The organism is Bartonella sp. AA2SXKL, from assembly GCF_042197205.1.
Taxonomy (GTDB): domain Bacteria; phylum Pseudomonadota; class Alphaproteobacteria; order Rhizobiales; family Rhizobiaceae; genus Bartonella.
In genome coordinates this window covers 123,719-145,236 of the sequence record NZ_JBHIRN010000003.1, presented here as the reverse complement: position 1 = coordinate 145,236, position 21,518 = coordinate 123,719, and the positions used below count along the sequence as shown (strand labels likewise).

At 37.2% G+C, this 21,518-nt stretch carries 14 protein-coding genes; 11 read left to right on the top strand and 3 right to left on the bottom strand.

Translation table 11 applies throughout. The annotated features are described in order from the left end of the window. Positions 1 to 3: 3 nt before the first annotated feature. From ACFINS_RS03240 to ACFINS_RS03215, 6 genes are all read left to right on the top strand, one after another. Entirely contained in the window at positions 4 to 777 is a 774-nt protein-coding gene (locus ACFINS_RS03240; RefSeq protein WP_375629378.1) for a thiazole synthase, read from the top strand. After that, positions 774 to 1,379 (top strand): thiamine phosphate synthase, encoded by a 606-nt coding sequence (locus tag ACFINS_RS03235; RefSeq protein WP_375611199.1) that lies wholly within the window; start codon positions 774 to 776, stop codon positions 1,377 to 1,379. Before ACFINS_RS03240 ends, ACFINS_RS03235 begins: the two co-directional genes overlap by 4 nt. Beyond that, positions 1,370 to 2,128, top strand: a complete 759-nt coding sequence (locus tag ACFINS_RS03230; protein ID WP_375611294.1) for a hydroxymethylpyrimidine/phosphomethylpyrimidine kinase — start codon at positions 1,370 to 1,372, stop codon at positions 2,126 to 2,128. The genes ACFINS_RS03235 and ACFINS_RS03230 overlap by 10 nt, the downstream gene beginning before the upstream one ends. Before the next feature lie 448 nt (positions 2,129 to 2,576). Continuing rightward, entirely contained in the window at positions 2,577 to 3,416 is an 840-nt protein-coding gene (locus tag ACFINS_RS03225) for a uracil-DNA glycosylase family protein (RefSeq protein ID WP_375638082.1), read from the top strand. 73 nt (positions 3,417 to 3,489) lie between these two features. Next, positions 3,490 to 6,117 (top strand): aminopeptidase N, encoded by a 2,628-nt coding sequence (gene pepN / locus ACFINS_RS03220; protein WP_375705894.1) that lies wholly within the window; start codon positions 3,490 to 3,492, stop codon positions 6,115 to 6,117. 286 nt (positions 6,118 to 6,403) lie between these two features. Then, positions 6,404 to 8,725: an ATP-binding protein gene (locus ACFINS_RS03215; protein ID WP_375705893.1), complete on the top strand. Its 2,322-nt coding sequence runs from the start codon at positions 6,404 to 6,406 to the stop codon at positions 8,723 to 8,725. On the opposite strand, the gene ACFINS_RS03210 is transcribed toward ACFINS_RS03215, so the two are convergent. After that, the gene (locus ACFINS_RS03210; RefSeq protein WP_273791214.1) at positions 8,722 to 9,246 is read right to left on the bottom strand and encodes a methylated-DNA--[protein]-cysteine S-methyltransferase; all 525 of its coding nucleotides are present in this window, start codon (positions 9,244 to 9,246) and stop codon (positions 8,722 to 8,724) included. The two genes, ACFINS_RS03215 and ACFINS_RS03210, sit on opposite strands and share 4 nt — an antisense overlap. A gap of 443 nt (positions 9,247 to 9,689) precedes the next feature. On the opposite strand from ACFINS_RS03210, the gene ACFINS_RS03205 reads away from it, so the two are divergent. From ACFINS_RS03205 to ACFINS_RS03190, 4 genes are all read left to right on the top strand, one after another. Continuing rightward, positions 9,690 to 9,818, top strand: coding sequence for a hypothetical protein (locus ACFINS_RS03205; RefSeq protein ID WP_375705913.1), 129 nt, complete (start codon positions 9,690 to 9,692; stop codon positions 9,816 to 9,818). A 240-nt stretch (positions 9,819 to 10,058) separates the two neighbouring features. After that, positions 10,059 to 13,544 carry a carbamoyl-phosphate synthase large subunit gene (gene carB / locus ACFINS_RS03200; protein WP_375705892.1) on the top strand — a complete coding sequence of 1,162 codons (3,486 nt, stop codon included), beginning with the start codon at positions 10,059 to 10,061 and terminating at the stop codon, positions 13,542 to 13,544. Positions 13,545 to 13,791: 247 nt separating this feature from the next. Then, positions 13,792 to 14,001, top strand: coding sequence for a cold-shock protein (locus ACFINS_RS03195; RefSeq protein WP_012754908.1), 210 nt, complete (start codon positions 13,792 to 13,794; stop codon positions 13,999 to 14,001). A 322-nt stretch (positions 14,002 to 14,323) separates the two neighbouring features. Further along, on the top strand, positions 14,324 to 15,526 hold the full coding sequence (locus tag ACFINS_RS03190; RefSeq protein ID WP_375612967.1) for a pyridoxal phosphate-dependent aminotransferase: 1,203 nt from the start codon (positions 14,324 to 14,326) through the stop codon (positions 15,524 to 15,526). A gap of 1,164 nt (positions 15,527 to 16,690) precedes the next feature. Here the strand turns inward: ACFINS_RS03190 and ACFINS_RS03185 are convergent. Next, on the bottom strand, positions 16,691 to 17,596 hold the full coding sequence (locus tag ACFINS_RS03185; RefSeq protein WP_273791217.1) for a LysR family transcriptional regulator: 906 nt from the start codon (positions 17,594 to 17,596) through the stop codon (positions 16,691 to 16,693). Positions 17,597 to 17,638: 42 nt separating this feature from the next. Then, entirely contained in the window at positions 17,639 to 18,595 is a 957-nt protein-coding gene (trxB, locus tag ACFINS_RS03180; RefSeq protein WP_375638079.1) for a thioredoxin-disulfide reductase, read from the bottom strand. Positions 18,596 to 18,905: 310 nt separating this feature from the next. Here trxB and ACFINS_RS03175 point away from each other — a divergent pair, with 310 nt between their 5' ends. Next, on the top strand, positions 18,906 to 20,300 hold the full coding sequence (locus ACFINS_RS03175) for a TrkH family potassium uptake protein (RefSeq protein ID WP_375611192.1): 1,395 nt from the start codon (positions 18,906 to 18,908) through the stop codon (positions 20,298 to 20,300). The last annotated feature ends 1,218 nt before the right edge of the window (positions 20,301 to 21,518 follow it).

The window sequence follows — 21,518 nt, the reverse complement described above, 5'->3', positions numbered from 1 at the left end:
ATTATGCTGAATCTTTATGGACGACAATTCTCTTCCCGTCTTCTATTAGGTACAGCGCAATATCCTTCACCAGCAATCCTTCGTGATGCTATTCATAAATCGAATACGGAAATTGTAACTGTTTCCTTGCGCCGTGAAACTGCAGGTGGAAAACAAGGTGGACAATTTTGGAAATTTCTTCAAGAACTTGGGGTAACAGTGCTTCCTAATACTGCTGGTTGTTATACTGTTAAAGAGGCCGTAACCACAGCCCAATTAGCAAGAGATCTTTTTAAAACAGCTTGGATTAAACTCGAAATTATCGGTAATTCAGACACCTTACAGCCAAATATTTTTTCCTTAATCGAAGCAGCTCAAATTTTAAACAATGAAGGTTTCAAAATTTTTGCCTATACAACGGATGATCTCATTGTTGCTGAAAAACTTTTTGACATTGGTTGCCGTGTTATTATGCCTTGGTGTGCTCCTATTGGTTCTGCCAAAGGACCTCATAATACTGATGGATTGCGTTCTATCCGTGCTTATCTTCCTGATGCTACTCTTGTTATTGATGCCGGCATTGGACGCCCATCACATGCCGCTATTGCGATGGAACTCGGTTATGATGCAGTACTGCTTAATACCGCAGTTGCTAAAGCAGGTGATCCTGTCTTAATGGCTGAAGCATTTTCTAAAGCTGTTCAAGCAGGACGTATGGGATATAAAGCTGGCATGATCGAAGCACGCAATGTAGCAGTCCCTTCAACACCAATCATTGGAAAAGCGGTATTTTCATGAAACTGGATCCATTTTACCTCATCGTTGATAACGCTGATTGGATTGAACGTTTGCTTCCTCTTGGTATCAAGCTCGTACAATTGCGTATGAAACATGAAAATCAACAAATAATCCGTCAACATATCAAGCGTGCAAAAAACATATGCAATAAATTGGGAGCACAATTAATTATTAATGATCATTGGGAAATAGCAATTGATGAAAAGTGTAATTTTATTCATCTGGGACAAGAAGACCTAAGCAATGCTGATCTTCACGCAATTCGTAAAAGTGGTATAAAAGTTGGTCTTAGTACACATGATGAACATGAATTGGATATCGCACTCTCTGCTAATCCTGAGTATATTGCACTTGGTCCTATTTATCCGACAATCTTAAAAAAAATGAAATGGATGCCGCAAGGACTAGAAAAAATCAAACAATGGAGAAAGCGGATTGGTGCTTTACCTTTGGTGGGTATTGGTGGTTTAACACCAGAACGCGCAGTGGGTGTTTTAAAAGCAGGAGCAAATAGTGCTGCTGTTGTGACTGATATTATCCTCCATAAAAAACCAGAAGAGCGTGTACAGCAGTGGATAAAAGTGACACAAACATGGCGTTGATACCTTCTATTCTTATTGTTGCGGGCACTGATCCAACAGGAGGTGCTGGTATTGTTCGTGATATAGAAACCTCTGCACATTTTCAAATAAAAGCAAATTTAGCAATTACTTGTGTTAACGTACAAGATGATAATCGCGTTGTCGAAATCATTCCAATGCGTGGAGACCTCGTCGCTGCGCAAATGCGTGCTGCCCTAGAAGCAAATCCAATAAGCGCAATAAAAATCGGTATGACGGGGACAAAAGCAATTATAGCAGCAATCTGTAACGTACTCAAAGACTATCCCCATGTTCCAGTTATTTTGGACCCTGTACTTGTCGCTTCATCAGGAGGAAAACTAATAACGGAAACAATCATCGACACGATGATCGATAAACTGCTTCCTCATGTTGATCTTTTAACACCGAATAGAGAAGAACTCGCTCTTCTTAGCAAAAGTCCATTGGCATCTCATGATAAGCAAGCAATACAACAAGCAAAAAAACTTTTGTCATTGGGAGCTCGCTCTATTTTAGTAAAAGGGGGACATGCAGAGGGGCCTCTTGCAATTGATAGCTTCATTGACAAAACTGAAGTCATAAATATCTCTACTCCACGTTTAAAAGGAACAATGCGAGGAACAGGTTGCATTCTCTCAAGCGCTATTGCAGCGCATTTAGCATTAAATGAACCTCTCATTTCAGCTGTAAAAAAAGCAAAAGCATATATCCACACATTGCTTTTAACCCATTGTAAAAATAGTTTATAACGTCTTAGTATTTTCTCATATAAAAGTAATATTTATATATTTCAATTAATATATTTAATTTTTTTAATAAAAGTTATTAAAAAAATATAATAATATAAAATTTATAATTAATCTTATAAATAAAATAATACAAAATTCACTTTCATTAAGTATTAAATATAGAATATAATGATAAAAAATATTATCACACCACTTTCATTCAGTAAAAAATTCTTTTAGTATGAGTGAGTTTATTCTGTTTAAAAAGTTGAAATAACGCAATTTAAACAAATTATACATTTAAAGATGCATATAATCGCGAACATTCGCATTTTACGATTTGCCTTTTTTGTGAAAAGAGAGAATCCTATCAGCGTTCTTATACATTAATGGCTAGCGAATACATTTAATAAAACTTGAAGGATAATTTTGTTTGATCTATAATCGCTAGATCATTAGAAAAAATAAAATGTTAAATCAAACACCATGCTCAATTTCCTATGAAGAACTCTTAAACTTTTATAAAGAAAGTGGTGCGGATGCCGTTCTGACAGATTTTCCTATTGATCGTTTTAAGCAGTCTGCTTGTTCAGAGAGAAAATTAATATCTGTCGTGAACATTTCTCATAATCAACAAGCATCTCCCAAAACATCTCCAACCGTAAAATTAGATCATCATCAGCTGCATAACTCTAGGACTATACAAAATGAATCCACAGCTATAGAGAGTGCAAAAAGTGCCAAGACACTTGATGAATTAAAATCTGCTCTCCTTGCATTTAATGGCTGTTCATTAAAATTGACAGCAAAAAATACCTGTTTTTCAGATGGAACAGCAGGAAGCCCCCTGATGCTTATAGGCGAAGCACCAGGACGAGACGAGGATATACAAGGAATTCCTTTTGTGGGAAAAGCTGGGATGTTGCTTAATAAAATCCTCGCATCAATTGGCTTAACAAGAAATAATGTTTACATTGCCAACACTATTCCTTGGCGTCCGCCAGGAAATCGTACACCAACACCAAGAGAAATTGCCTTGTGCCGCCCTTTTATTGAACGGCACATTTATTTAGCGCGTCCTCGTGTTCTTATAGCACTAGGAGGCGTTGCTGCACAGTTTCTTACTGGATCTCAAAATGGGATTATCCGAACAAGAGGGAAATGGCATATCTATGAAAGCGAGGATAATATAAAAATACCTGTTATGCCAACTTTCCACCCAGCTTACCTTCTTAGAACCCCTAGTCAAAAGAAGCTTACATGGATAGACTTCTTAGAAGTAAAAAATCGCCTCGACAGCCTTTTGTAATTCTTTAATCCTATATTGCTTCTAAAATTAACACACCCTTCTTTAACTCTTAAAATACAAATGGGAAAAAACTATGAAACAGCCAATAACATCTATTTATCGTTTGGAAGACTACCAACCAACCCCTTACGTTATCCCTAAAACACAACTTTCTTTCCAATTAGCACCGACAAAAACCTATGTTACAGCCATATTGTCTATTGAATCCCGTCACGATACAAAAGAATTAACACCTCTTGTTCTTTCTGGTGATGATCTTACTTTAATTTCCGTTTCTATTAATGATGAGATATTAGCCCCAAACACTTATAAAGTGACGCCTTCACGTTTAGAAATTACAACGCCACCAACGGTTCCTTTTACATTGAAATTGGTTACGGAACTGAATCCTGAAAGCAACCGCCAACTTATGGGGCTTTATCTTTCAAATGGTGTTTATTGCTCACAATGCGAATCGGAAGGTTTTCGTCGTATTACTTATTTTTACGACCGCCCAGATGTTCTTTCTACCTATAGAGTGAAAATTGAAGCAGATACCCAAACAATACCAATCTTGCTTTCAAATGGTAATCTGGTGGAAACAGGAACTTTAGAAAATAATCGCCATTTTGCCATTTGGGAAGATCCTTATCCCAAACCATCTTATCTCTTTGCTTTAGTAGGTGGAGATCTTGATAAGTTAGAAGACCATTTTACAACTGTATCTGGACGACGTATCGAGCTTGGTATCTATGTAGAAAAAGGAAAAACCGAACGCGCAACCTATGCAATGGATGCTCTTAAACGTTCCATGCGTTGGGATGAACAATGTTTTGGGCGCGAATATGATCTTGATGTTTTCAATATTGTTGCTGTTTCCGACTTTAATATGGGAGCAATGGAAAACAAAGGCCTTAACGTTTTTAATGATAAATATGTTCTTGTCGATCCTGAAACAGCAACCGATCAGGATTATAGAAATGTTGAACGTGTCATTGCACATGAATATTTTCATAATTGGAGCGGTAATCGTGTTACCTGTCGCGATTGGTTTCAACTCTGTTTAAAAGAAGGATTCACTGTTTATCGTGATCAGGAATTTTCATCAGATCAAAATGTACGCAGCCTACAGCGAATTGAAAATGTAAAAGCATTAAAAGCAACGCAATTTGCAGAAGATGCAGGACCTCTTGCGCATCCTGTGCGTCCTCGTCAATATAGCCAAATTAATAATTTTTACACAACAACTGTTTATGAAAAAGGTGCTGAAGTTGTTCGCATGATACGGACTATTTTAGGTCCTACTCTTTTTCGTAAAGGCACTGATCTTTATTTTCAACGTCATGATGGACAAGCTTGTACAATTGAAGATTTTATTACCTGTTTTGCTGAAGTGTCTGGTCAAGACTTCTCCCAATTCATGCTATGGTATGAACAGGCAGGAACACCCAATGTAGAAATCGATAGTCATTATAGCGATGGTGTTTTAACAATTCATGCAAAGCAACATATTCCCGCAACCCCACAACAAAAAACAAAAAAGCCTATGCTTATCCCTATCGCTTTTGGACTCCTAGGACCTAACGGAGAAAACCTCACCTATGAAGCAGATACAGATATTCAATCAGATGTTATGCTTTTATCCAAGGAAAGCCAAACCTTTACATTAAAGGGACTGCGTGAAAAACCCGTTTTATCACTGCTGCGAGACTTTTCAGCACCAATCATTCTACACACTCCATTCAATGAAAGAGAACTTATTTTTCTTGCACAACATGATGACAATCACATCAATCGCTGGCAATCTCTTAATCATTTAATGACGCAAGCTTTGATTCAAAGCATTCAAGATAAAACACAAGAAAAAGCAACACTTCCTTCTGCTTTGCTAAAGCTGATTGAAACGATTATAACAGATGAAACCTTAGAGCCTGAATTTCGTGCCTTCTGTTTAAATTTACCTAGTGAAGTTGAGCTTGCTCATACAATCGGTAAAAATATTGACCCAGATCGTATTCATTATGTCCGCAATCAGTTTTTAGTTTCACTTGCACAAACTCATCAAGAGCTCTTAACAAAATTCTATGGACAAATGCAAACCCAAGAGCCCTATTCACCAAACACTGCACAAGCTGGAAAGCGAGCATTAAAGAATATCATACTGGATTACCTTTCCATTGCTGACGCCAATCCAAATCGAGCTGCTATACAGTATGCAACAGCTGATAATATGACTGACCGTATGGCGAGTATCGCTGTTCTCGTGAAGCGTTTTAATGAAAATGAGCAGGCACAAAATGCCTTAAATGATTTTGAAAACCGCTATCGGCATGACCCTTTGGTCATGGATAAATGGTTTTCTATTCAAGCAATGGTTGCTGGCACATCAACACTCGAGAATGTTCAAAAGCTCATGCAACATCCGCTGTTTTCACAAGATAATCCTAATCGTGTACGTTCTCTAATCGGTGTTTTTGCCTCTAACAATCTCACGGGCTTTAACAGGATGGATGGAGCATCTTATCATTTTCTTTGCCAAGTCATTTTGGAAATTGACAAAAAAAATCCACAGCTTGCTTCACGATTATTAACAATGATGCGCTCTTGGCGACAATTAGAACCTATTCGACAACAAAAACTTGAAACTGAATTAAAAATGATTGCTGCTGCGCCAAAATTATCAAGCGATGTTGCTGATATCATCAACCGTCTGCTTACTTGAAACAAAAAATTATTTTAAATCAATATGCTATGATATTTTTTAAAATAAATTCTATAAACTATTCGATCATCATTAAATCTATAAACAGGCAATCTAAGCCTGTTTATAGATCACGTTTAAAGTACTTTTTTCTTTTCATATTCCAAAATCATAAAAGTAAAATTATTTTTTTTAAAAAAAAGACTGGACAGAAGACTCCTGTTTTGATTCATTGCACTCGATGGGGTTACTATGAATATCGAAGCAGTTTTTAAATCACATTATTCCAGAATTAAAGGAACGCGAGATGGCTAAATTGGACGCATATAATGCGCCAAGGGAGGTGTATGCTGATTCAAAATCAAGCGCTCAAAGTCGCAAGGAGCGGACAGAGCGTACCAATCTGTTTTCTGGTTCGGCCTATAAAAAACTTCTTTTTATTGAACCTTGGCTGCGACGTTCACTCCCATTTGTAATTCTTGCATTTCTTGTTATACTAGCAGCAATCCGTTCCTTATCAATCTATGATTGGCGCAACACAATTGATAAAAACACGCATTCTACCATCGCTCTCTTAGCTTCTCATATTACCAATATAATCGACCGTGACTTACTTGCCGCCACTCAACAAGGAAAAGCTGCTGCTCTTTCTCATAATCATTTACAAAATATCCTGACCAATTTTCGTAACAAAGGTTTTATAAAAACCAGCGCTGTTATTGCTATTGTCGATCAAAAAGGCAATGTCCTAGCTTCATCAAGTTCCGAGATTGTCTTAGGAAAACCCTTACAGGATTTTACCTCTGAAAGCATTACTTTACAAGCTCTAGGAAAACATGCTGGAATCATGAAAATTACAATAGGAAAAGATATTCCTGCTCTTGCTTCCTTTCAGCAAACAGAAAATGGACAATATGGGGTATTCATCAGTGAAAAAATGCAACATATTTACATGGAATGGCGGAAAGCTCTCTCGTTAAATATAACCATGTTTATTGGAACTAGTGGCGTTATCCTCGCTCTTCTTTATGCTTATTACAACCAAATTGTACGAGCACGCAAAACAGATCTTGTTTCAGAAAAAATTCAAAACCGTATTGATATGGCAATGATGCGTGGACGCTGTGGACTATGGGATTGGAATATGGCAAGTGGACGCGTCTACTGGTCACGAGCAATGTACGAAATGCTCGGCTATGTCCCTCAAGATGCACTGCTCTCAATTTCCCAAATTAGCGCCATTATCAATCCAAATGATGCGAATTTTTTTGATCTTGCTCAAGAATTAATGAGCGGTAAAAAAAAGCATATCGATATTAACGTTCCTATGCGTCATGCTGATGGTCATTATGTATGGATGCGCATTCGTGCCGAAGTTACTGAAGAAGAAGAACCCCATTTGGTTGGTATTTCCTTCGATATTAGTGAACAGCAACAATTGGCTGAACAAACAGCGCAAGCCGACCTTCGTATCCGTGATGCGATTGAAAACATTTCAGAATCTTTCGTCTTGTGGGATGCTGAAGGACGTTTAGTCATGTCCAACAGCAAATTTTGCGAATATGCCGCTATTCCTAAACAAATTCTCCAATCAGGTATCCAACGTGCAACCGTCGAAGCCATGGCACGCCCTGCACTCAGTGAATATCCCCTTAAAGATGATGGTACTGGTAACTTAACCAGTATTCGCCAAACGGCAGATGGTTGTTGGCTCAAAATTAACGAACGACGAACCCAAGATGGAGGATTGGTTTGTATTGGTACTGACATTTCTGAGCTTAAACAACAACAGGAAAAATTTGAAGACAGTGAAAGGCGTCTTTTTTCTTTCATTCAAGAACTCAAGCGCGCACGAGGGAGTGCTCAACAACGCGCAACAGAAGTTGAAAAACTTAATAAAAGTTTGAAAGCAGAAAAAGAACGCGCCGAAAGTGCTAATAAGGCTAAATCAGAATTTTTAGCCAATATGTCTCATGAATTGCGCACGCCTCTGAATGCTATTCTTGGTTTTTCAGACATCATGTTGCAATCAACTTTTGGCCCTCTTGGCTCACAACGCTATAAGGAATATATGCATGATATTTACAATTCAGGAACCCATCTTCTAACCCTTATCAATGACATTCTTGATATGTCAAAAATCGAAGCAGGAAGATTTACGCTTGATTGTAAAAATACCGATCTTGAGCCCATCATTAGTGAAGCAGTACGAACACTAACGCCCCAAGCTCAAGAAAAAAATATTGTTGTTACAACAAACATTACCCCAGAACTTCATGCTGAAGTTGATGGTCGTGCAATGAAACAGATTTTCCTTAATCTCATCTCTAATGCCGTTAAATTTACGCCTTCTGGCGGAAATATTGATGTCTGCGCTTTCAAGAAAAAAAATAACCTTATTTTTAAAATTACAGATACAGGTGTTGGTATTCCCCAATCAGCAATTAAAAAACTTGGGCAACCTTTTGAACAAGTCGAAAATCAGCTCACTAAATCTCATACGGGCTCAGGTCTTGGATTAGCCATTTCACGCTCCTTGCTAGAACTCCACAAAGGAAAACTTGAAATTACTTCAAAAGAAATGAAAGGAACAACTGTAACGATTATAATGCCCATTACACAAAGTTAAATTTTTCCATTTTGTTCCCGTTGTAGTAAAATCTGTTTCCGTTTTTCCCCCCAACGATACCCTGAAATAAAACCATTTTTACGCACAACACGATGACACGGAATGATAATAGCCAATTCGTTACGTGCACAGGCATGAGCAACGGCACGAAAAGCTTTCGGCATACCAATACGGCATGCTAAGATCTCATATGAAATTGTTTCACCACATGGTATATCACATAATACTGCCCATACTTGTCGTTGAAAAACTGTACCATTTATATCTAAGGGAAAATTATATTTTTTTACCAGCTTAGGTGTTTCTATCATGGCTATAATATGGGCAACTTCTCTCTTAAATGTATTGTCACCTACAACTTGTTGTGCATCACCAAAGCGTATCGTAAACTCCTGTAATAATTGCTCTATAGTGTCTCCTAACGCTATATGACAAATCCCTTTTTGAGACCTAGCCACCAAAAGCTTTCCTATTGATACATCTTTCAGACAGAATACTCTCGTTTGGGAAATATTCAGCATTTTAGCCTTCTTTATATTTTAAAAAGTTTTGAACATCATCCATAAAGTAAAGGGAGAGTATTCACTATCTTTTAAAAACAAACAAAATCATTCTGAAATTATCTCCTTAGCCATTGTATTAAATACACTCTCACCTTTTTATGAAATGGAAAGATACATAGATTGACTTTCTTCCTACCCTAAGACGGAAACTTCGACCAGAGCTGATCTATCAACAATCTTGCTATTTATCTAACAGATTCCAACTGAAACCATTTGATATAGTTTATTTCATAAGCTCTCTACACACAAATCTTGTCCTGAATTTTATCATATACTAACAAAAAATACCTTAATGTGGTCAATTTTCATACCTTATATCACAGCTCTAAACGGCAGTATTTTACGGAACAACACGATAAGCTTCCCACTTCATTTTACGAAATCCCATTGAACCATAAATAATGGCTTATGTTTTACAAGCAACAGAAAAAGAGCGTGCTCTCTTAGGCAAAAAATGTCATAAAACACAAAATATACCGGCAATGGATTGGAAAGATGTTCCGGCTTTTTATGCTCCACAGTATGCTTGAATATTCTAATTTGTTAGAGCACTGTTATTATTTTTTTATCAAAGGTCATACTTTTGATAGACTGACGAGATGACTCAACTCAAAAAAGAAATTTATCTTCAATTTTATGAAAAAAAGCATGGAAAAGGTATTTTAATGCTTACTTTCTTTGTCACTTAACTTATAAAATGATTGTAGCCTCAGAACTGAAATATTTTGCCCGCAACAATCGCACATAGATATTTGTCATAGGAAAAAGTCATGCCCAAACGCACAGATATAAAATCTATTCTTATCATCGGAGCAGGACCTATTATCATTGGTCAGGCATGTGAATTTGATTATTCAGGCACTCAAGCCTGTAAAGCATTAAAAGAAGAAGGTTACCGAATTATTTTGGTAAATTCTAATCCTGCCACGATTATGACAGATCCAGATCTAGCTGATGCAACTTATATAGAGCCCATTACTCCTGAAATAGTTGCCAAAATTATTGCTCACGAGCGTCCCGATGCCCTTTTGCCCACTATGGGAGGACAAACAGCCCTCAATACTGCTTTATCATTAAAGCGTATGGGTATTCTAGACCGCTATCATGTTGAAATGATAGGAGCCAATGCTGATGCTATTGATAAAGCTGAAGATCGTGCTTTATTCCGCCAAGCGATGGCAAAAATCGGTTTGGAAACGCCACGCTCTATGTTAGCCAATGCAACAGAACTGAAAGAAGAAAATCGCCAACAACACGCAAAAACGTGTGCTGAACTTAAAGCAAAACTTTCTGGTGCTGCGCTTGACAAAGCACTCGAAGAACTTGAGCGCAACTGGCGACATACCGAAGCTGATCGCAAACAACATTATATCGCTCATGCAACAGCAAAAGCAGTTCAAGCTCTTGATGTTGTTGGGCTTCCAGCTATTATTCGTCCTTCATTCACCCTTGGTGGAACTGGTGGTGGAATCGCTTATAACCGCTCTGAATTCTATGAAATTATTGAACGTGGGCTTGAAGCTTCACCAACAACAGAAGTATTAATTGAAGAAAGTGTTTTAGGGTGGAAAGAATATGAGATGGAAGTTGTTCGTGATAAGAACGACAACTGTATCATCGTTTGTTCTATTGAAAACATTGATCCAATGGGGATTCATACCGGTGATTCGATCACTGTAGCACCTGCTCTCACCTTAACCGATAAAGAATATCAATGTATGCGTAATGCTTCGATTGCTGTTTTGCGAGAAATTGGTGTTGAAACGGGGGGATCCAATGTACAGTTTGCTGTCAATCCTGAAAATGGGCGCCTCATTGTTATTGAAATGAATCCGCGTGTTTCTCGCTCTTCAGCGCTTGCCTCAAAAGCAACGGGGTTTCCCATTGCCAAAGTAGCGGCTAAACTGGCTGTTGGTTATACACTTGATGAATTAAAAAATGATATCACGGGTGGTGCAACACCAGCATCATTTGAACCTTCTATTGACTATATTGTGACAAAAATTCCTCGTTTTGCGTTCGAAAAATTTCCCGGTTCATCACCTGTCCTCACAACTGCGATGAAATCTGTAGGAGAAGTCATGGCAATTGGACGCACTTTTCAAGAATCGTTACAAAAAGCACTCCGTGGACTTGAAACAGGGCTTACGGGTCTTGATGAAATTGTGATTCCAGAGCATGCTGAAGGTGATGAAAAAAGTTCTATACGCTCAGCCATTGCCATACCAAGCCCTGATCGTCTACGCTATATTGCTCAAGCCATGCGCACAGGCTTACCCTTAAATGAGATTCACCAAATTAGCAAAATTGATCCGTGGTTTTTAGAACAAATAGCCTCCATCATTGAAATGGAGCAGCGTATCCGCATTCATGGATTACCCCAAGACGCAGATAATTTACGTATGTTAAAAGCTATGGGCTTTTCAGATGCGCGATTAGCCTCCCTTACAGGGAAAGAACCCGATTATATCGCAGCTTTACGTAAATCACTGAATGTTAAACACGTCTTCAAACGGATTGATACTTGTGCCGCTGAATTTTCTTCTCCTACAGCCTATATGTATTCAACATATGAAGTTCCCTTTGCAGGTGTAGAGCACTCGGAAGCACACGTTTCTGAACGCAAAAAAATTGCTATTTTAGGCGGTGGACCAAACCGCATTGGGCAAGGTATTGAATTTGATTACTGTTGCTGCCACGCTGCTTTTGCACTGCGTGATGCAGGATTTGAAGCGATTATGATTAACTGTAATCCTGAAACAGTTTCAACCGACTATGATACCTCTGATCGCCTTTACTTTGAATCTTTAACAACAGAAGACGTTATCGCTATTTTAGAAGCAGAACAGGAAAAAGGAGATTTGGTTGGAGTCATCGTCCAATTTGGCGGACAAACACCCTTGAAATTGGCAAGCGCTCTAGAAAAACACAATATCCCCATCCTAGGTACTTCACCTGACGCTATCGACTTAGCAGAAGATAGAGACCGCTTTCAAAAACTGTTATTTAAACTTAATTTAACACAACCTCAAAATGGTATTGCCCACTCCATTGAACAAGCACGCCTCATTGCCCACGAACTAGGCTTCCCTTTGGTTGTACGTCCCTCTTATGTTTTAGGAGGACGTGCTATGCAAATTATTCGTGATGAACGTAGCTTACAAAATTATTTACTTGAGAGTGTCCCTGAATTAATTTCAGAAGATATCAAAGTCCGTTATCCTAACGACACAACAGGACAAATCAATATATTGCTTGGTAAAAATCCGCTTCTCTTTGATACCTATTTAATAGAAGCAATTGAAGTAGATGTTGATTGTCTATGTGATGGTAACGAAACACTAATCGTTGGTATTATGGAACATATTGAAGAAGCTGGTATCCACTCTGGTGATTCAGCATGTTCTCTACCAGTCCATACGCTCTCAAATAAAATAGTTACTGAATTAGAGCGCCAAACCAAAGCATTAGCACAAGCACTTCATGTTCGCGGCTTAATGAATGTACAATATGCTATAAAAGATGACACCATTTATGTCTTAGAAGTCAATCCCCGTGCTTCACGTACTGTCCCATTTGTTGCAAAAACGATTGGTCGCCCTATTGCTAAAATGGCTGCACGTATTATGGCAGGAGAAACGCTTCATGATGCTCTTGAAGCTTATGGTGGATTACCTTCTTTGCAAAAAAAACAACATATTGCCGTCAAGGAAGCAGTATTTCCTTTTGCTCGTTTTTCAGGTGTTGATACACTTCTTGGTCCAGAAATGCGCTCAACCGGTGAAGTTATGGGACTTGACTATGAATTTTCGCTTGCTTTTGCTAAAGCCCAACTTGGAGCTGGTGTAAAACTCCCTAAAGAGGGAACTTTGTTCGTTTCTGTAAGGGATGAAGATAAAAAACGCATCTTAAATCCTGTAAAACGTTTAACTGAGCTTGGCTTTTCTGTTGTCGCCACAAGTGGAACACAAAAATTTCTCACCGAACACCACGTTGAAGCAAAAAAAATTAACAAAGTTCTAGAGGGACACCCCCATATTGAAGACGCTATTCGTAATCGCCAAATTCAATTGATTTTTAATACAACTAGCACTGCCAGTGCCATCTCAGACTCAAAATCATTACGTTATGCAGCACTCATGCAAAATGTTCCCTATTATACAACAATAGCTGGAGCCGAAGCCGTCGTAGAAGCGATCAAAGCACTCAAAAAAAGGCACCTTGAGGTACGTTCACTACAAAGTTATTTTAGTTGAATTTTTTTCTACTTAGCAAAATATACACTGTTTTCTTATTTTTTCTTTATATAAAAATTGATTAAGACTTGCTTTTTGTTCTAAAAACTTTTATAGAGGTTTCATCGAATTTTCGGTTACGTGACTTTCTTTCCTGTGCAATCTGCACTTTCGACGAAACTTCTCCCACCTAATTTCGATCTACAACCGTATTGAAGAAATGAAAGCTTCAATGCTCAATATAATTATATATTCTAAGGAGTTTCCTATGTCTACAGGAACAGTTAAGTGGTTTAATACAACAAAAGGTTTCGGATTCATTCAGCCTAGCGATGGTAGTGCAGATGTATTTGTACACATTTCTGCCGTCGAGCGTTCAGGTCTAAACAGTCTTAATGAAGGGCAAAAAATCTCTTATGATGTTCTTCAAGATCGTCGTTCAGGAAAATTTGCCGCTGGTAACCTTGCAGCACTTTAAAGTTTAAATTCTGCAATATTTTATTTAGAAATCTTCGTCTGTAAAGACGAAGATTTTTTTATTTTGTATAAAGCATTATTTTACCTTGTTAAAATAAAAGACTGCTTATCTCCTTTGCACAATTTATCAAACCTCTCTTATACTTCCTCAAAAACTTTCATAAAATCTACGAAGAGATTATCTTGTAAAATATCTCAAAAAAGAAGAATATAAAGCCCGTGTAAGAGTATTTTGGAAGTTTTTTATTGCATACAATATAATCTCTTATAGAATATCCTTAAAGCAATAACCATTTGTTGATATAATATAAGGATTTAAAATTATGGCTTTTATTGCCGACAAACTGTCTCGTATCAAACCTTCTGCAACAATTGCTGCTTCTCAAAAGGCCCGCCATTTAAAAGCATTAGGGCGCAATGTTATTGCTTTAAGTGCTGGAGAGCCAGACTTTGATACCCCAGACAACATCAAAAACGCGGCTATTGAAGCTATTCGAAGGGGAGAAACAAAATACCCTCCCATATCAGGAATTCCAGAATTGCGCCAAGCAATTTCTGCAAAGTTTAAAAGAGAAAATAATCTTCTTTACCAACCAGAACAAATTATTGTTGGTACCGGTGGAAAACAAATTCTCTTTAATGCATTCATGGCAACTTTGAATAAAGGAGATGAGGTCATCATTCCATCCCCTTATTGGGTTAGTTATCCAGAAATGGTCGCACTCAACGATGGTACGCCTGTCTTTTTAGAAACAAAAGCCGAATTTTCTTATAAACTCCAACCACAAGAGCTAGAAGCTGCCATTACCCCCAAAACCAAATGGTTCATCTTTAACTCTCCTTCAAATCCATCAGGTGCCGCTTATACACATAATGAATTGAAAAAACTTACAGATGTTTTAGTAAAATATCCTCATGTTTATATCCTTTCCGATGATATATATGAACATCTCACATATGAGGGTTTTACCTTTGTGACTCCAGCTCAAGTAGAACCAGCGCTTTATGAGCGTACACTCACAATGAATGGTGTTTCTAAAGCCTATGCGATGACGGGATGGAGAATCGGTTATGCAGGCGGACCACAAGAATTAATTAAAGCCATGGATACCATTCAAGGACAGCAAACATCTGGAACAAGTGTCATTTCACAATGGGCTGCGGTTGAAGCACTCAACGGGCCACAAGACTTTATTGCTAAAAATAAAAGTATTTTTCAAGCACGCCGTGATCTCGTTGTCTCCATGCTAAATCAAGCTCCTGGCATTCACTGTCCAACGCCTGAGGGTGCTTTTTATGTTTATCCTTCTTGCACTGGACTTATTGGAAAGAAAACACCCAATGGTCAACGTATTACGAATGATGAAGACTTTGCCATAGCGCTTCTAGAAACAGAAGCTGTTGCTGTCGTCCAAGGATCTGCTTTTGGACTTGGATCAACTTTTCGTATTTCTTATGCAACATCAGAAGAATTACTTGAAAAAGCTTGTATACGTATACAGCGTTTTTGCAACAGTTTAATTTAAAATTTTTAATATCATCTCTTGTGATTGTTTTTTGCCGAATGTTAGTATATCCGAGAAAATATCTGAAACTGTGTCATGGTCTAAATCTATCGATTCAGCAAAAATATCTATGAATAAACACAAAAATAGATGCTGTAGATAAAGATCAAAAAAATTTAGCTATCAAATAAATGAATCGGTCTATTATCATAAGAGATGACAAGCCTATTCTACTTTCTCCATTCAATTTATAACTCTAAAAAAGACCGAGCACTTTTAAACACAATTGCCCTTATAATCAAAGGCCCTTACAATAAAATCTCTTCTATTTCTCAGCTTCTTCTTCGTCCTAAAACGAAGAAGAAGCCACCTCCCATCGTTGTGTAAGCAATCCAGTTTCCTTTAAGTTCTATTTAATAACTACTTGATTTACTTCATAGGCTTTATGAACAAGACCTGCCTTAAATATTCACCTCACATTCTAATAAAAAGCACTTCATGTATAAGGTTTTAAATATTTTATATCACACCCCTAAAAGACAGACTTTTACAGTACAATAGAATATCCCCTCTCAAACTCCTCATTGAATTTTAGTATTCTTAAAAAAATTGTTGGATATCCACCAGTTTCGAAATTTTTTCTTTATCATCTTCCCATATATTGCAATTTCTAGGGACTCTTTCAAAAATTTAAAAAAAAAAGCCGGACATATGTCCGGCAAATTTGGAAAATCCTCAGAGATAAAATCAATCTGATAGATCTTCGTAAGGGAACACTCAAGAAAACGAAACTGGGAGGCAACATAATCAAGAGATAGTATTCTATGTCATTTTATAAGGAAAAGCACAATAAAGACTTAAGCGTATCTGCTATGCAATAAACACATAGCTTTAAATTTGTCTCCATCATGTACCACTCTCTTTAATTAAATAGTAAAAATGTTAACTACACCATCACACGATTGTCCATTTTTCAATATATAATAACCCTCACGGTTGCTAGTATTCATAAAAAACATTTATCCCTCTTTTCAAAAATATTTACCCGTACGGACTCCCTCCACTTTTAATGTGCAACAAATAATTTTAATTGATTCAATATAGGCAAATTTGAAACGAAAGAATATTACGGGAGTCTCAAGTTGCAAAACAGCTAATTATTCCTTATAAATTAAGATATTAATATTAAAAAGACCACTGGCGAGCTTTTAAAAAAATATAATCTCGAAAAGCATTTAACCTTGCCAAATTCTTTAAATTATAAGGATAACAAAAAAAAGTATCAAAAGAAGGAATATCAACCATATCAGGAAAAAGACGCACTAAATGCTCATCATTATTGACGATATAATCAGGAAGCACAGCAATCCCAAGATCACGCATAAGCGCATTCTTTATTGAGATGATATTGTTGATTTGTAAAACTGAAACGCGCAATGATCCATCACTTCTACCAGCCTTTTCCAACCAATTTAAACCAGACAAATAAGGTGGAACAGGTTCACCGAACGAAATAATACGATGCTCATCGAGATCAGACAATTTTTCCGGCTTTCCATAATTTGCAATATACTTTTCCGAAGCATAGACATGCATATGAATTGTAAAGAGTTTTCTTTGTATAAGATCAGGTTGTTTGGGTTGATGTAAGCGAACAGCACAATCCGCATGACACATTGTCAAATCAAGCTCTTCATCGGAAAGCAAAAGCTGAACCTGCATATCAGGATAAAGACTAAGAAATTCTGGCATACGCTCTGCAATCCACCCTGCCCCCATTCCAAAGGTCGAGGTCACACGCAAGTGCCCCGTTGGTTTTGCATAGCTTTCACTTAATTGCAAACGCACACTTTCAAGCTTCATCAAAACATCATGAGCTGTACGATAAAGAGTTTCTCCCTGTTCTGTAAGAATCAAACCACGCGCATGACGTTGAAATAAGGATACCCCAACCTCTTGTTCTAAAGCCGAAACCTGTCGTGAAACGGCTGATTGAGATAAATGAAGTTTTTGAGCAGCATGCGTAAAAGATCCCGCTTCTGCTGCAGCGTGAAAAACCCTTAACTTATCCCAATCCAACGGTGGCGCCACAATTAATTCTACCTCTATATTCTCTATGTTCTCAATGAATGACTAACGCCTGGGTATATCCAAAAACCGTTCTGCTTCCAACGCTGCCATACATCCTCTTCCCGCAGCTGTTACAGCTTGGCGGAATGTTTCATCTGTCACATCCCCAGCAGCAAAAACACCAGCAATGCTTGTTGCTGTTGAGTCGGGTGCTGTCCATAAATAGCCGCCTCGTTTTTGTTTCAGCTGTCCTTCAAACAGAGAAACAGCAGGATCATGCCCAATGGCAATAAATATGCCCTCTGCATTCACTTTCATCTCGTGACCTGTCTTAACATTTTTCAGACGTGCCCCTGTTACAACAGCGCCCATTGAATCTTGAGCTGGCAGCCCCACAATTTCTTCAACCACATGATCCCAAAGAACACGCACATTATTACAAGCCAGCAACCTATCTTGTAAAATTTTTTCTGCCCGAAACTGCCCCCGCCTGTGAACCACGCTTACACTTTTAGCCAAATGCGATAAATAAAGTGCTTCTTCAACAGCCGTATTTCCTCCTCCCACGACAATAACGTCCTTATCACGATAAAAAAAGCCATCACATGTAGCACAAGCGGAAACACCTCCGCCCATAAAGGTCTGTTCACTTTCTAAACCAAGCCAGCGCGCTTGAGCTCCTGTTGCAATAATCAGTGCATCACAAGAATATTGTGTTCCTGAATCCCCATATAAGACAAAAGGATACTTCAACAAATCAGCCTTTATAATTGTATCATAGACAATTTTTGTCCCCATATTCTCAGCTTGTTTTGCCATTTGTTCCATCAACCATGGTCCTTGAATGGGATCTGCAAAACCTGGATAATTCTCAACATCAGTTGTAATTGTTAATTGTCCACCCTGCTGCAAGCCCGTCACCAAAACCGGCTTAAGCATTGCTCTTGCTGCATAGACCGCCGCTGTATAACCAGCCGGACCTGAGCCAATAATTAGCAGACGAATATGCGATTGTACCATTAAATCCCCTTCACTTTATTATAAATTAATTATTCTATAAATGATAACGGAATGCAGCCTTTTAAAAAAATATTTTTCAAGAGCCCTAATTATGTTATGTATACTTCTTTTCAAGTTTTATGAAAAGGTCTGATTACTAATTCATCAAGGCACGCTAATGTTAAGAATTAATCCTTATCCTATAAAGAGAAAAATGTAACTTCTTATGAGCACAAAACCATAATAAAAAGAGATACAAAGATAGGGAACGATCATTTTTCAATTTATTATCAATGTCTGTGCACGTTTTGCCTTAATCATGGGAGGAGCAATGCTTTTGCCAATTTTTGTGGATTTGCACGACAACAATCGTAATTGGATAAGCTTTCTCTATTCTTGTGCCATAACCACCATGTTAGCAACGCTGATTCTTTTAGCAACTAAGGGAGCTACTTGTCGCTTTTCAGCACGGCTTGGCTTTATGCTCACTGTTTGTCTTTGGCTTACAGGAAGCATCGTAGGTGCCTTACCTCTTTATCTTTCTCCTCTTCCCATTTCTCTAGCAGGAGCCATTTTTGAATCTGTTTCTGGAATTACAACAACAGGCTCCACAGTCCTTTCTGATCTTGATAATTTATCGCGAAGTATTTTATTATGGCGTTCTCTTATATGCTGGATTGGGGGCATTGGTTTTATCGGTTTAGCCCTCTTAATTTTGCCTTCACTGCGTGTGGGTGGCGTGCGACTTTTTCATATGGAATCATCTGATAAATCTGAAAAAATATTGCCTCGCATCAACCAAATTGCTAACGGAATTATCATCGCTTATGTTGGGTTAACATTGGCTTGTATGCTTTCTTATTTTGCTGCAGGCATGAATTTATTTGATGCCATTAACCATGCAATGAGTACAGTAGCAACAGCTGGTTTTTCAACGCATGATGCTTCTTTTGGCTATTTTTCTGATACACCAGCCATCTTAATTATTTCAACAATCTTCATGTTGCTTTCTGCTTTACCTTTCGTACTTTATGTTAAATTAGTCCTTCCTGGACACTCCAAACGCTTCCTTGACCCACAAGTGATTGTTTTTCTCCATATCGTTCTCCTTTTTAGCTTTGCTTTAGCGGCATGGCTACGGTTTTATGATCATCGCGCGTTCCACTTGATTTTCCTTGATGTCATTTTTCACCTTTCATCCATTATTAGCACCACAGGTTATAGCGCTGAAGATTATCAACTTTGGGGACCGTTTGCGCTTGGAATTTTCTTCATTGTTTCTTTTACAGGCGGATGTGCTGGTTCTACTTCTGGTGGCATGAAAATCAATCGCCTTATTATTCTTTGGCGTATTACACAAACAAATATACAAAAACTTCTTTCTCCTAATGTTGTCGTAAAAGCTCGCTATGATCACTCAAATATATCAAACGATGTTGCTCAAGCCGTTTTATTTTTTGTATGTCTTTATATGTTCTGCCTTGTTATCGGCACTGCACTTTTGCTTACAACCGGTCTTGACTTTACCTCTGCCTTTACAGGTGTCTTAACCGCACTTTCAAATGTTGGTCCAGGCTTTGGAGATATCATTGGCCCTGCAGGTAATTTCTCTACAATCAATGATAATGCTTTATGGATTTTAAGTTTTCTAATGTTAGCTGGACGCCTTGAAATCATAACAATATTCGTCCTTTTTATTCCCGCTTTCTGGCGTGAACAATTTTAATGCATAACACTTTATTTTACCAAAATAAAAGGTATGAACAATATGCGTAATAATATTCAACCTTCACTCAATCGACCGAAAATTTTCTGAAATTTCAATCAAATTATCATATAGATGATTATACAAGTTAACATAAAAATAATTCGGCAAGAACAATCAAGTACCAAGAGCTTTCACATTCATAACATATAACTCTTTACTCTATTAAGCCCTTTTATCGTTAAAAATGGACACATAAAACATTCTTTTTTTTATGAATAATTTCTAATGCAAAAAATATGAATATTTGCTAATAAAAATGTTTTTTCTCTTTAATAGAACAACATCTTTATGGAAAATAGAATGCATTCTATTACAAATTTACAAGCTTGTTAAAAAACATCTCACAATACTCATCTTATTCATTTCACAACAATTCTTATGAAAGGTATAAGATATAATTGGTCCCATCATTTTTACTTAAATAATAAAGTGCATACCGAAACCACAACATAAGATACAATTAGCACCATCATATTATTTTTCTGCTGTTAATGTTGCAACAGACTGCATTTCAGACAATTTATAAGAAATCTCTTTACACCTTTCTTAAATAGTTTTTATCCGCCACATGCTCTCTTCCAATTGTGACGTGCAAGAAGATAGCTCTCATTGTTAATATCAACAGATTTTACATGAGAAAATCTTACGGTACTCAAAGCTCTTATTCAAATTGAAAAGGTAAATTATCTATAAAAATCATATATATATATATATATATTGATCTTAAATCCATCTTATTATGAATTTATTGAAAATATGTACGACTATTTTATCCATGGAGATACCATCATTATCTTTTTAAGACAAGAAAACGTTTTTTTTTTTGCTATCTATTTAAGTCTTACAAAACGAACAATATCAGCACGACCCCGTATAAGATAGTGCATAAATCCCCAGACTTGAGTTAAAGCATTATTTTCTTATTCTAAAATATCAATGAATAAAAGTAGCTTTCTTCTCTCCTAGTATGCTTTATCATAAACTACATATCGCTCTCAAGCGTATACATTTTTAATATTTTATCCAAAATTTTGAGAACTTTTTATAGCGTGCTACTAAAGACAATATAAATTTTGTAAAATAACATTTATATCATTGAGCTGTTTTCTTAATGACTATGAAAAACCTTTAAGAAAAATACTTTTATCATTCCTCAAAAAGATTTTTGATATAATA

Excerpts from the sequence above, each read along its gene's own strand:
- ACFINS_RS03230 (WP_375611294.1), top strand. The coding sequence starts at position 1,370 with ATGGCGTTGATACCTTCTATTCTTATTGTTGCGGGCACTGATCCAACA.
- trxB (WP_375638079.1), bottom strand. The coding sequence starts at position 18,595 with ATGGTACAATCGCATATTCGTCTGCTAATTATTGGCTCAGGTCCGGCT.
- ACFINS_RS03205 (WP_375705913.1), top strand. The coding sequence starts at position 9,690 with ATGGCTTATGTTTTACAAGCAACAGAAAAAGAGCGTGCTCTCTTAGGC.
- ACFINS_RS03225 (WP_375638082.1), top strand. The coding sequence starts at position 2,577 with ATGTTAAATCAAACACCATGCTCAATTTCCTATGAAGAACTCTTAAAC.
- ACFINS_RS03240 (WP_375629378.1), top strand. The coding sequence starts at position 4 with ATGCTGAATCTTTATGGACGACAATTCTCTTCCCGTCTTCTATTAGGT.
- pepN (WP_375705894.1), top strand. The coding sequence starts at position 3,490 with ATGAAACAGCCAATAACATCTATTTATCGTTTGGAAGACTACCAACCA.
- ACFINS_RS03175 (WP_375611192.1), top strand. The coding sequence starts at position 18,906 with ATGCTTTTGCCAATTTTTGTGGATTTGCACGACAACAATCGTAATTGG.
- ACFINS_RS03235 (WP_375611199.1), top strand. The coding sequence starts at position 774 with ATGAAACTGGATCCATTTTACCTCATCGTTGATAACGCTGATTGGATT.
- ACFINS_RS03215 (WP_375705893.1), top strand. The coding sequence starts at position 6,404 with ATGGCTAAATTGGACGCATATAATGCGCCAAGGGAGGTGTATGCTGAT.
- ACFINS_RS03190 (WP_375612967.1), top strand. The coding sequence starts at position 14,324 with ATGGCTTTTATTGCCGACAAACTGTCTCGTATCAAACCTTCTGCAACA.
- carB (WP_375705892.1), top strand. The coding sequence starts at position 10,059 with ATGCCCAAACGCACAGATATAAAATCTATTCTTATCATCGGAGCAGGA.
- ACFINS_RS03195 (WP_012754908.1), top strand. The coding sequence starts at position 13,792 with ATGTCTACAGGAACAGTTAAGTGGTTTAATACAACAAAAGGTTTCGGA.
- ACFINS_RS03210 (WP_273791214.1), bottom strand. The coding sequence starts at position 9,246 with ATGCTGAATATTTCCCAAACGAGAGTATTCTGTCTGAAAGATGTATCA.